This is a genomic window from Mycobacterium sp., from assembly GCF_049281135.1.
Taxonomy (GTDB): Bacteria; Actinomycetota; Actinomycetes; order Mycobacteriales; family Mycobacteriaceae; genus Mycobacterium.
In genome coordinates this window covers 1-10,950 of record NZ_JBAPRN010000457.1, presented here as the reverse complement: position 1 = coordinate 10,950, position 10,950 = coordinate 1, and the positions used below count along the sequence as shown (strand labels likewise).

Here is a 10,950-nt window from a genome sequence, read left to right as displayed (position 1 = left end):
AGACCGAGCTGACTCGCACTCTGGAGTGGATGGAGTGCGAGAAGATCCTGCTGTTCTCGTCGGACTATCCGCACTGGACCTTCGATGACCCGCGCTGGCTGGTCAAGCATCTGCCCAAGTACGCCCGGGACGCGGTGATGTACAAGAACGGCATCGCGACGTACCACCTTCCGGAGACGGTTCCCGTCCTCGAAGGTCAAGTCCGGGTGCTCTGAGTTGCCGGAGGAAATCGCCGAGCGGCCTCAGCCCCGCTTGGCTCAGGGTCGCGAGCACGTTGTCGCCACAGTCGACGAGATCCCTTCGGGCAAGCACAAGCTGGTACCGATAGGACGACACGGTGTGGGCGTCTACAACGTCAACGGCACCTTCTACGCGATCGCGAATTACTGCCCACACCAGGGCGGTCCGCTGTGCTCGGGACGCGCGCGAGGACGCACCGTCGTGGACGAGACCGCGCCCGGTGACGCGGTCATGGTGCGGGATCAGGAATACATCTACTGCCCTTGGCACCAATGGGGTTTCGAGCTGGCGACTGGCACCACCACGGTCAAGCCGGAATGGAGCATCCGCACCTACCCGGTGCGAATCGTCGGCAACGACGTCCTGGTAATGGCCTAAACAACGGGAGAATCGCGTGCCTTTAATGGAGATCAATGGCGGCAATGTTGTCTATGAAATCCTCGGTGACTCAGGCGATCTCATTGCCATGACGCCGGGCGGCCGGTTCAGCAAGGAGATCCCGGGCCTGCGGCCGCTGGCCGAGGCTGTGGTCGCCGGCGGCTATCGGGTGCTGCTGTGGGACCGGCCGAATTGCGGCGCCTCCGACGTCCAGTTCTACGGGCAGAGCGAGTCACACATGCGCGCCGAGACCCTGCACAAGCTGGTGACGGGGCTGGGCTTCGAGCGGTGCATCCTCGCCGGCGGCTCCGGTGGGGCAAGGGATTCCATGCTGACCACCATGCTCTACCCCGAACTCGTCGAAAAGCTCGTGGTGTGGAACATTGTGGGCGGCATATACGGATCCTTCGTGCTCGGGTCCTTCTACATCATCCCGAGCATTCTCGCGGTGCGCGGCACCGGAATGGACGGCGTGGCCCAGGTGACCGAATGGCGTGAGCGCATCGACGAAAACTCAGCTAACAAGCAGCGGATCCTCGAGTTCGACAAAGACGAGTTCCTCAAGGTCATGCTGCGCTGGCTGAACGCTTTTGTGTCCAAGCCCGGACAGACCATTCCCGGTGTGCCCGACGAGATGTTCGACCGAATCCAGGTTCCCACCTTGATCATTCGTGGCGGCGAGAACGACATGGATCACCCCAAGCGGACGTCGCTGGAAGTCAGCTGTCTGATCAAGGGATCCAAGCTGATCGACCCGCCCTGGCCGGAGGATGCCTGGGAACGCGCCTCCGAGGCACGCGCCCAGGGCAAAGTGAAGCACTTCAACATGTTTGACACCTGGGTGCAGGCGGCACCGGCGATCCTGGAGTTCCTGGGGCGCTGATGGATCTACACCGTGCGAATGTGCACCTCACAGTTCAAGGATGCCTCCAACGCCGTATGAATACGGCTCTCCGGAATGCGCTCGAGATCGGCTTCACGCAGCGTCACCTGCACGATGTCGTAGCCGTCGTCGCCGGGCATCCGGACAATTTCGCCGGTGAGTCCGAAGCCGGACAGCACGCCGTGCGCGTCATCATCGGTTCCCCGGCTGACGAAGGTGACCACACCGGGAACCGGGGCGGTCGCAAAGGCGTTGGTGCACAGGTCAATAGCCGCCTGCTTGGCCGCGTCAACATCATCGCAGGTGATCAGCAGCTCCACCTCGCGGCGACCGGCAGGCATGGCCCCGAGATCCTTGACAAGAACATCGCCACCCACGCGACCGACACGATCGAGGAGCACCGCCATGCCCTCTGTTAGCTGTGTGGGCGCTAGCGTGTTGTCTGGGTCGACATTGACCCGCACGACCGCGGTTCGCATGTGCGCAAGCCTAACTGTGGCGTCAGGAGTCAGCTGATGGAGACCAGCGCCGCGCCAGCCATCGCCATCGGCTCCTCGCCCGGCTTCACGCCAAGGCTGCTGAGCGGACACACTGGCCAGGGCCGCGAAGACCTTGCCGCATACCGGCAGCTCGGCGGATACCAGCCGCTCGCCGGAGCTGACCAACTAGTCGCCGAGGTCGAGTCCAGCGGGCTCCTCGGCCGCGGCGGGGCCGGCTTTCCGCTCTCGGTCAAGATACGCGCGGTACGCGACAATGGGCTCGCCGCCGGTGGGGCTGTCGTTGTGGCCAACGGCGAAGAGGGCGAACCGGCTTCGATCAAGGACAGGTGGTTGCTGCGGCACCGGCCACATCTGATCCTCGACGGGCTGCGACTTGCCGCCGCGATGGTGGGCGCCGGCCGCACCTATGTCTATGTGTCCGACCCAGAGTCTGCGCGCAGTGTGGAAGCCGCACTGGCCGAGCTTGGGGCGAAGGTCTTCGACGGTGTCGCAGTTGAAGTCTGGAGCGTCGAGCCGGGATACGTCGCCGGCGAAGAAACCGCGGCCGTTCGCGCGCTGAACGGCGGTCCGGTCAAGCCGAGCGACAAGCCGCCGCGGCCTTTTCAGGAGGGTGTCAGCGGACTCCCCACGCTGGTGAGCAACGTGGAAACACTGGCCAGCCTGCCCTACCTGCAATGCCACGGGTCAGCCGAGTTTCGCTCGCTGGGCACGTCGCAGTCGCCCGGCAGCTTCCTGGTCACGGTCACCGGGGCCGGCCGCGCGCCCGGCCTTTATGAGATTCCGCACGGCCTGCCGTTCCCAGAACTGCTTGCTCTGCACGGTGTTTCGCCCGATCAAGTGCAAGGTGTGCTGATGGGCGGTTACTTCGCTGGCCTGCTCGATCGCGGTGTGCTCGACGCCACGTTGGATCACGAGACCCTGCGGGGACTCGGAAGCGGCCTGGGCAACGGTGCGATCGCGGTGATCACCGATGAATGTCCGCTCGCGGTTGCCGCGTCGGTGTTGGCCTACTTCGACCGCGAAAACGCCGGGCAATGCGGCTCCTGCTTCAACGGGACCGCGGCGATGGCCGCGGTGGCCGGGGCACTGCGCGACGGCGCCGCGACCGAGGAGGACCTGGCCCGATTACGCCGCTGGTCTGTGGTGCTTCGTGGCCGCGGTGCCTGCGCGACGCTTGACGCCGCGACCAACGTTGCCGCGAGCCTGTTGGCGAAGTTCCCCGACTTCGTCCAGAGCCATCTCGACAATGGTTGCCAGACCTGCCGACTCGGCGCGTTCACGGCCGAACGCCCCTACCAGGTAGAGGCGGTGAGCCAGGTTTGAGAATCCGTCTGGACCGCACGGTATGCGACGGCTTCGGTGTGTGCGCCAAGCACGCGCCGGAGTACTTCTCCCTCGACGACTGGGGGTACGCATCGCTGGAAGGCAACGGCGAAGTCGCCGCAGGCGATCACGACGCCGTGATTCGGGCGCTGCTGGATTGCCCGGTGCACGCGATCACCGAGTGGGGCGAGCACCGCGATGCCGAGCCCCATGAGAGGTCGGTCGGCGCCGACGATGCGGCCGAAAGTCTCAAAACCGAAGACAACGAAGCCGAGTGGGGGTTCACCCGTTGACCGGACGTCCGCTTCCGTTGATCACGATCGACAACGAGTTCTTCTGGACCTCGGGCGCCGACGGAAAGCTACGTCTGCAGGAATGCGGAGATTGCACCGCCCTCATCCATCCACCGGCACCGGTGTGCCGATACTGCCGCTCGCACAACCTGAATGTGCGGGCGGTCTCGGGCCGCGCCACGTTGGCCGGATTCACCGTCAACCATCGCTTCAGCGTGCCGGGCTTACCCGCCCCCTACGTCGTCGCCCAGGTCGCCATCGCCGAGGACCCGCGAGTTCGACTGACCACCAACATCATCGACTGCGATCCCGAAGAACTTGAATTGGGCCAGCAGGTGGAGGTCGTCTTCGAGCAGGACGAGGACGTCTGGCTGCCGCTGTTCCGTCTCGTCGAGGACGCAGAATCCGCGGCGCTGCCGATCGACGAGATCGCACCGGAGCGGTTCGGAGAGTTCGTGCGGCCGATGCTGACACCGGAGAAATTCGAAGACAAGGTGGCGCTCACCGGAATCGGCATGTCGGAGATCGGGCGGCGGTTGATGGTGCCACCGCTGTCGCTGACCATCGCGGCCTGCGAAGCCGCGATCGCCGACGCCGGCCTGACCATCGACGACATCGACGGCTTGTCGACCTACCCCGGCGGCGGCAACCTGGGCGGCTTCGGCGAAGGCGGGGTCACCTCTTTGGAAGCCGCGCTTGGCATTCGGCCGACATGGCACAACGGCGGCATCGAGACTTTCGGCCCCGGCGGCTCGGTGATCGCCGCAATGCTCGCCATCGCCGGCGGGCTGGCCCGGCATGTGCTCTGCTTTCGGACGTTGTGGGAGGCCACCTTCAACGAGCAGATGAAGCAGGGCAAGATCGTTCCGTCAGGAGGCCGTCGCGCCGACTGGCTGCTACCGTTCGGCGCAACCTCGGCCGCACATACGTTGGCGCAGAACGCACAACGCCACTTCCACCGCTACGGCACGACGAAAGAGACACTGGGCTGGATCGCATTGAACCAGCGCGCCAACGCCGAGCTGAACCCGACCGCGGTGTACCGATCACCGATGACCATGGACGACTATCTGCACGCGCGTCCTATCACCACTCCGTTCGGGCTCTACGACTGCGACGTGCCCTGCGACGGCGCTATCGCGGTGATCGTGTCGGCCGTCGATGCCGCCCACGACACCGCCAAACCACCGGTGTTCGTCGACGCGGTCGGCACCCAGATCATCGAGCGGATCGATTGGGACCAAAGCACATTGACCCACGAACCTCAGGTACTAGGTCAATCCGCCCACCTGTGGTCGCGCACCTCGCTGAAGCCCGCGGACGTCGACGTCGCCGAGCTGTACGACGGGTTCACCATGAACTGCTTGTCCTGGATCGAAGCGCTCGGATTCTGCGGCATCGGCGAGGCGAAAGACTTCCTGGACGGCGGAAAGAACATCGCCCGTGACGGTCAGCTACCGCTGAACACCCACGGCGGTCAGCTGTCCCATGGCCGAACCCACGGCATGGGTCTGCTGCACGAAGCGATCACGCAACTGCGCGGCGAGGCCGGCGAGCGACAGGTCGCCGATGCGCGCGTCGGAGTGGTCAGCAGCGGCGGGCTGACGCCCAGCGGCGTGCTGCTGCTGCGGGCTGAGTAGATGGCGACGATAACTCCGCAGCCCAGGCTCGTCATCGTCGACGGCGTGCCGATGTCCGCGTTGGTCGCCGAGGCGCCGGACCCGCGAGCCGTGATCGTCGCTATTCACGGCGGAGGAACCACCGCACTGTATTTCGATTGTCCCGGCCACCCGGAGTCGTCGCTAATGCGAGCCGGCGCGGCGCACGGATACACCGTGATCGCGCTCGACCGGCCCGGCTATGGCAGCTCGGCCCCCTACCCCGAGGCGGTAGCCCGCCCCGAACAACGGGTTGCGATCGCATACGGCGCGGTGGATCGGGTTCTCGGCGAAAGACCCCGCGGTGCCGGGCTTTTCCTGATGGCCCATTCCGGCGGATGCGAACTCGCGATGCGGATGGCCGCCGACGAGCAGCGCACCGATCTGCTCGGCTTGGAGCTGGCGGGCACCGGGCGGCACTACCATCCCGCGGCGCGCGAGATCCTGAAAGCAGCCACCCGGGACCACCGCCCAGCAGGCCTGCGCGAGCTGTTGTGGGCTCCGGCCGAATTGTATCCGCCCGAAGTTCTCGGCGGTGCAACGGTTTATCCGGGCGCACCACCGTACGAGGATCAGATGGTGTCCAACTGGGCCCGCCAAGACTTTCCAGCCCTCGCCCCGACCGTGCGGGTTCCGGTGCAGTTCAGCATCGCCGAGCACGAGAAGGTATGGCAGTCCGATCCGCCGGCGCAGGCCGAGATCACGTCACTGTTTTCCGGCGCACCGCGGTTCCACATCAACGAACAGAGCGATGCCGGCCACAACATCAGCCTCGGCCACACGGCCGCGGTCTATCATTCGACGGTTCTGTCGTTCGCCGACGAATGCGTGAACGCTCAAACGCGCGGCGGGCAAAGCGGTTTGGAGGCTGGCTGATGCGCGTCGGGTTCATTGGGCTGGGCAGCCAGGGCGGCCCGATGGCCGGACGCGTCATTGAAGCCGGGTTCCCGACGTCGCTGTGGGCGCGCCGCCCGGCCACGCTGCAACCGTTCACCGGCACCGCCGCCAAGGTCGCCGGATCGCCGGCCGAACTCGCCGCCGCCAGCGATCTCGTCTGCCTGTGCGTGGTGGGTGACACCGACGTCGAGGAGATCACCAGCGGCGACGACGGAGTGTTGGCCGGGCTCAAGCCCGGCGGCGTGATCGCCGTGCACAGTACCGTACACCCCAAGACATGTCATGAACTCGCGGAAAGAGCGGCTGCGCAAGGTGTCTCGGTTATCGATGCGCCGGTGAGTGGTGGCGCACCGGCCGTCGCCGAGGGCCGTCTGCTGGTAATGGTCGGCGGCGACCCCGACGTCGTCGAACGGTGTCGTCCGGTGTTCGAAAGCTACGCCGACCCGATCGTGCACCTGGGCGATCTCGGCTCGGGGCAGACCACCAAGCTGTTGAACAACGTGCTGTTCACCGCCAACCTGGGGACGGCGGCCACCACGCTGGCACTCGGCGACGCGCTCGGTGTCTTGCCCGACCGCCTCAGCGACGTCATCTCCCACGGTAGCGGTAACAGCTTCGCGCTCAACGCTCTTGGCGGCGACACCGCCGGTTTCGAGCGGCTCGCCGGCCTGGCCGGCGCACTGCTGCAGAAGGACGTCCGCTTGCTCGCCGACGTCGCGGACGCCGTGACCGCTGCCGGCGGGGTTGTGCTGGACGCCGCCGATGCCACGCTGTCACTCATGGAACACCCACGGTGAGAATCGGATTCGTCGGCGCTGGACGGATGGGCCGTCCCATGGTGGCCCGCCTTGTCGCGGCCGGTCACGACGTCAGCGTGCTCGGTCGATCCGCCGACAAGCGCTCAACCATCGCGGAATTGGGTGCTGAAGCGGTCGACGAGATCGCGGCGGTGGGCGCCACCGCCGACGTGGTGGTGATCTGCGTGTTCACCGACGACCAGGTGCACGAAATCTGCGTGACCGACGACCTGATCGCAGCGATGCCGTCCGGCTCGGTTCTGGTGCTGCACACAACAGGCAGCCCCCGAACCGTCGAGACCATCGCCGAACGCGCCGCGCCGCATGACATCGACGTGGTGGATGCGCCGGTCAGCGGTGGCCCGCACAACGCAGCGGCCGGTCAACTGACGCTGTTTGTCGGCGGCGCCGAACGCACGGTGGCCCGAGTCCGCCCCGTGCTGAGCTGCTACGCGGACCCGATCCTGCGTGTCGGCCCACTAGGAGCCGGCCAGAAGGTGAAGCTGGTCAACAATGCGCTGTTCGCCGCGCATCTCGGGTTGCTGGCCAACTCCGTCGAATTCGCGGCGCGGCTGGGCGTCGAGGAATCCGCGCTACTCACCGCTCTGCCGCACGGGAGCGCGGCGAGCCGTGTGCTGGACATCGTCGCGGGCGGCGGATCCGTGTCGTCCTTCATCGAAACCGCAGGCGAATTCGTCGGCAAAGACGTCGCGGTGATCAGGCGCATCGCCGCGGAACTGGGCAGCGACCTCGGCACAATCGACGACGTCATCGACGTGGCAATTCCGAGGGTCAGATGAGGTCTTTTCGACACGCGACGAACCGGCTACCGTTAACGTTACAGTCGAGCATTCCGTCGTAACGCTGTACGCCGCTCATTGAGCGGTGAGGAAGGTGAAATGACAAAGCCCAAGGTCGTCTTTGATCCGTTCTCCGAGGAGTTCTTCACCAACCCTTTCGACATCTATCGACGAATGCGGGAGGACGCTCCGCTCTACTACGACGAAAAAGAAGACTTCTACGCGCTGACCCGACACGAGGACGTGGCAGCGGCGTTCAAAGATTATGAGACCTACTCCTCAGCACGTGGCTGCGACCTGGCCATGGTCCGAAAAGGCGTCTCCCCGGAGCAGAGGTCCATCATTTTCATGGATCCGCCGGAGCACCGGCACATGCGCAGCCTGCTCAATAAGGCCTTCACCCCACGGGCTATTCAATCGCAGACAGCGACAGTCCACGAAGTGATCGACAAGTATCTCGCCGCGGTCGATCCCGAGCGGTTCGACGTCGTGCAGGACTTCTCTGGGCCGTTCCCGGTTGAGGTCATCACCACGATGGCCGGCGTGCCAGAGGAATACCGCCAACAGGTGCGGCACTGGATCGACACCAGCTTGAGCCGCGAACCGGGACAGATCGAGGTCAGCGAAGCCGGCATGCAGGCCAACATCGACACCGCGATGTATTACTACGGCCTGGTGCAGCAGCGCCGCGAGGATCCGCAGGACGACATGATCAGTCGGCTGATCGCCGCCGAAATTCCGGGCGAAGACGGCACGTTGCGGCACCTCGACGACATCGAGATCACCGGTTTCGCAACGCTGCTCGGTGGTGCCGGTGCGGAAACAGTGACCAAGTTGGTCGGCAACGCAGCGGTGATCTTCGCCCGCAACCCGGACCAGTGGGAGAAGCTGAAAGCAGATCGCAGCAAGGTGCCGGCCGCCGTGGAGGAACTGCTGCGCTACGAAGGACCGGTGCAATACAACGTCCGCTGGACCTTGAAAGAGGCACAGGTCAGCGGTGGAACGATTCCCGCCCGCAAACCGGTGTTTTTGATCGGCGCCGCCGCCAACCGCGACCCAGAAGCCTTCACCGACGCCGAGGAGTTCAGGATCGACCGCGACCAGACGGAGGCGCAGCATCTCGGTCTGGGATACGGGATTCACAGTTGTCTCGGCGCGGCGCTGGCCCGGATGGAAAGCCGTATCGCACTGGAGAAGCTGCTGGACTTCATGCCTCGCTACGAGGTGGATTGGGACGGCTGCAGGCGCGTCACCATGCAGAACGTCGCGGGCTGGTTGAACGTCCCGGTGAAGGTGTTGCGATGAGGTGGACTGAGTGACGAAGAAGATCGAAGTCGACTGGGGCCTGTGCGAAAGCAACGGGGTCTGCATGGGCGTCATTCCCGAGGTGTTTCGGCTCGAGGATGACGACACGTTGACCGTGCTGCATGACGAAGTGACGCCCGAAAACGAAGCGCTGGTGCTCGAGGCGGTTCGGCAATGCCCGCGGCAGGCGATCTCGATCGTCGAATAGCACTTGGCTGAGGATCGGTGTAGCTGTCACCGACCGGAACTGAACGAATTTAAAGGCGGCACAGCGCCTCCGGCCGGTGCTGAATCAGACCGTGGTCGTTACTGAAGAACCGCCGGTCAACCATCACTGGATTGTTGACCGTCGCAGGCGCCAGCGCGATCATCGCCTCGATGTCAGTCTGCATCGACCGAGATTTCTTGTCGGAGCCCTCTGCCATAATCGATCATATGTTCGAGTCGACGATGCGGCGGCTACGGGAGGCGGCGCGGGCCGAGAACCGGGCCGCGGGGCAGCGGTTGGCGGTGATCGGCGAGCTAGACCTGTTGTGGCTCAGAAATTTTGGTGAACGCGAGACCTGGGGCACCGACACCCACGACGCGATCACCGCGGAGATAGTGGCAGCGCTGGGCATCACGCGCGGGTTGGCGGACAGTTACCTGGACTACGCGCGGGCGATGCGGTTGCGGCTGCCGCGGGTGGGTGCGCTGATGGTGGCCGGCGATATCGATTACCGGACGTTTCAGACGATCGTCTTTCGCACCGATTTGATCACCGACATGCAGGTGCTGGCCGCCGTGGATGCCGAACTGGCACAGAAGGTTGTGCGGTGGACGGGCATCACCCAGGGTCGGCTTGGCGGACACGTCGACCGGATCGTGGCGCGCGCCGATCAGGATGCGGTGCGCCGTCGCCGGGAACGCCGCGGCGACCGCGAAGTCTCGTTCTGGGGCGATGCCGATGGGTTGACCGAGATGTTCGGACGCCTGGTCACTACCGACGCCCACGCCATCGACGCCCGCCTCGATGCGTTGGCCGCCACCGTGTGTGCCGGCGACCCGCGCACCCGCAAACAGCGCCGCGCCGATGCCCTGGGCGCGCTGGCCGTGGGAGCAGACCGGCTGAATTGTCGCTGCGGTCAAGGACATTGCGACGCCGCGGCATCGCGCGCGCCATCGCCCGTAGTAATCCATGTCATCGCCACCGAGGCGACGCTTGACGGCACGGGGCGCATGCCAGGCTCGATGATCGGCAGCGACGCGCTCGTTCCCGCCGAGTTGATCGTTGAGTTGGCGCGGTCAGCCAAATCACGGCCCCTGATCCACCCCGCCGACTTGCCACCGGAATCCGGCTACACCCCGTCGCGGAGACTGGCCGACTTCGTCCGCTGCCGGGACCTGACCTGCCGATTCCCCGGCTGCGACCATTCCGCTACGCGCTGCGACCTCGACCACACCGTCCCCCACGCCGACGGCGGGGCCACCCACGCATCCAATCTCAAAGCTCTATGCCGCCACCATCACCTTCTCAAAACGTTCTGGGACTGGCGCGACCAACAACTCGCCGACGGCACGGTCATCTGGACCTCACCCAGCGGACAGATGTACATCACCACCCCCGGCAGCGCCCTGCTGTTCCCGACGCTGTGCGTGCCGACCGGCGCGCTTGACCCGATGCGCTACCACAAACGCTCTGCTGACCGGGCCGCGATGATGCCAAGACGCCAGCGCACCCGCGCGCAAAACCGGGCCCGTTACATTGCGGCCGAACGACAACGCAATCACCTGGCGCGCCAGACGGTCTCATCGGGCCTCGCACCACCCGCCGACGACGACGATCCCCCGCCGTTCTAGGCGAGGTTGCGGCATTAAGAATCCATCAAGCGGTCAC

At 65.3% G+C, this 10,950-nt stretch carries 12 protein-coding genes and 2 pseudogenes; 12 read left to right on the top strand and 2 right to left on the bottom strand.

Annotated elements, in window-relative coordinates; genetic code table 11:
- The 3 genes and pseudogenes from WAN02_RS18565 to WAN02_RS18555 all read left to right on the top strand — a co-directional run.
- Positions 1 to 215, top strand: a pseudogene (locus WAN02_RS18565) (amidohydrolase); the annotation flags it as partial.
- Position 216: 1 nt separating this feature from the next.
- Positions 217 to 618, top strand: coding sequence for a Rieske (2Fe-2S) protein (locus tag WAN02_RS18560; protein ID WP_422265712.1), 402 nt, complete (start codon positions 217 to 219; stop codon positions 616 to 618).
- A gap of 16 nt (positions 619 to 634) precedes the next feature.
- Positions 635 to 1,501 carry an alpha/beta fold hydrolase gene (locus WAN02_RS18555; protein WP_422265711.1) on the top strand — a complete coding sequence of 289 codons (867 nt, stop codon included), beginning with the start codon at positions 635 to 637 and terminating at the stop codon, positions 1,499 to 1,501.
- Between the two features lie 5 nt (positions 1,502 to 1,506).
- Here the strand turns inward: WAN02_RS18555 and WAN02_RS18550 are convergent, their stop codons facing one another.
- Positions 1,507 to 1,980, bottom strand: coding sequence for a hypothetical protein (locus WAN02_RS18550; protein ID WP_422265710.1), 474 nt, complete (start codon positions 1,978 to 1,980; stop codon positions 1,507 to 1,509).
- A 36-nt stretch (positions 1,981 to 2,016) separates the two neighbouring features.
- Between WAN02_RS18550 and WAN02_RS18545 the strand changes: the two genes are divergently transcribed.
- The 8 genes and pseudogenes from WAN02_RS18545 (at position 2,017) to WAN02_RS18510 (ending at position 9,282) form a co-directional block, all read left to right on the top strand.
- The gene (locus WAN02_RS18545; RefSeq protein WP_422265709.1) at positions 2,017 to 3,324 is read left to right on the top strand and encodes an NADH-ubiquinone oxidoreductase-F iron-sulfur binding region domain-containing protein; all 1,308 of its coding nucleotides are present in this window, start codon (positions 2,017 to 2,019) and stop codon (positions 3,322 to 3,324) included.
- The gene (locus WAN02_RS18540) at positions 3,321 to 3,617 is read left to right on the top strand and encodes a ferredoxin (protein ID WP_422265708.1); all 297 of its coding nucleotides are present in this window, start codon (positions 3,321 to 3,323) and stop codon (positions 3,615 to 3,617) included. The genes WAN02_RS18545 and WAN02_RS18540 overlap by 4 nt, the downstream gene beginning before the upstream one ends.
- Positions 3,614 to 5,257, top strand: a complete 1,644-nt coding sequence (locus WAN02_RS18535; RefSeq protein WP_422265707.1) for a thiolase C-terminal domain-containing protein — start codon at positions 3,614 to 3,616, stop codon at positions 5,255 to 5,257. Before WAN02_RS18540 ends, WAN02_RS18535 begins: the two co-directional genes overlap by 4 nt.
- Complete coding sequence (locus WAN02_RS18530) at positions 5,258 to 6,151, top strand: alpha/beta hydrolase (protein ID WP_422265706.1); 894 nt, start codon at positions 5,258 to 5,260, stop codon at positions 6,149 to 6,151.
- Positions 6,151 to 6,969, top strand: coding sequence for an NAD(P)-dependent oxidoreductase (locus tag WAN02_RS18525; protein ID WP_422265705.1), 819 nt, complete (start codon positions 6,151 to 6,153; stop codon positions 6,967 to 6,969). The genes WAN02_RS18530 and WAN02_RS18525 overlap by 1 nt, the downstream gene beginning before the upstream one ends.
- Positions 6,939 to 7,769, top strand: a pseudogene (locus WAN02_RS18520) (NAD(P)-dependent oxidoreductase); the annotation flags it as partial. The gene WAN02_RS18525 and the pseudogene WAN02_RS18520, both read left to right, overlap by 31 nt.
- A 99-nt stretch (positions 7,770 to 7,868) precedes the next feature.
- Positions 7,869 to 9,074: a cytochrome P450 gene (locus WAN02_RS18515; protein ID WP_422265704.1), complete on the top strand. Its 1,206-nt coding sequence runs from the start codon at positions 7,869 to 7,871 to the stop codon at positions 9,072 to 9,074.
- Positions 9,075 to 9,084: 10 nt separating this feature from the next.
- Complete coding sequence (locus WAN02_RS18510) at positions 9,085 to 9,282, top strand: ferredoxin (RefSeq protein ID WP_422265703.1); 198 nt, start codon at positions 9,085 to 9,087, stop codon at positions 9,280 to 9,282.
- Between the two features lie 49 nt (positions 9,283 to 9,331).
- Here the strand turns inward: WAN02_RS18510 and WAN02_RS18505 are convergent, their stop codons facing one another.
- Positions 9,332 to 9,466 (bottom strand): hypothetical protein, encoded by a 135-nt coding sequence (locus tag WAN02_RS18505; protein ID WP_422265702.1) that lies wholly within the window; start codon positions 9,464 to 9,466, stop codon positions 9,332 to 9,334.
- 43 nt (positions 9,467 to 9,509) lie between these two features.
- Between WAN02_RS18505 and WAN02_RS18500 the strand changes: the two genes are divergently transcribed.
- Positions 9,510 to 10,913 (top strand): HNH endonuclease signature motif containing protein, encoded by a 1,404-nt coding sequence (locus tag WAN02_RS18500; RefSeq protein WP_422265701.1) that lies wholly within the window; start codon positions 9,510 to 9,512, stop codon positions 10,911 to 10,913.
- Positions 10,914 to 10,950 lie beyond the last annotated feature (37 nt).

What these genes read in the sequence shown, in the direction of transcription:
- WAN02_RS18550 (WP_422265710.1), bottom strand. Translation starts at nt 1,980, where the DNA reads ATGCGAACCGCGGTCGTGCGGGTCAATGTCGACCCAGACAACACGCTA.
- WAN02_RS18545 (WP_422265709.1), top strand. Translation starts at nt 2,017, where the DNA reads ATGGAGACCAGCGCCGCGCCAGCCATCGCCATCGGCTCCTCGCCCGGC.
- WAN02_RS18530 (WP_422265706.1), top strand. Translation starts at nt 5,258, where the DNA reads ATGGCGACGATAACTCCGCAGCCCAGGCTCGTCATCGTCGACGGCGTG.
- WAN02_RS18525 (WP_422265705.1), top strand. Translation starts at nt 6,151, where the DNA reads ATGCGCGTCGGGTTCATTGGGCTGGGCAGCCAGGGCGGCCCGATGGCC.
- WAN02_RS18515 (WP_422265704.1), top strand. Translation starts at nt 7,869, where the DNA reads ATGACAAAGCCCAAGGTCGTCTTTGATCCGTTCTCCGAGGAGTTCTTC.
- WAN02_RS18505 (WP_422265702.1), bottom strand. Translation starts at nt 9,466, where the DNA reads ATGCAGACTGACATCGAGGCGATGATCGCGCTGGCGCCTGCGACGGTC.
- WAN02_RS18500 (WP_422265701.1), top strand. Translation starts at nt 9,510, where the DNA reads ATGTTCGAGTCGACGATGCGGCGGCTACGGGAGGCGGCGCGGGCCGAG.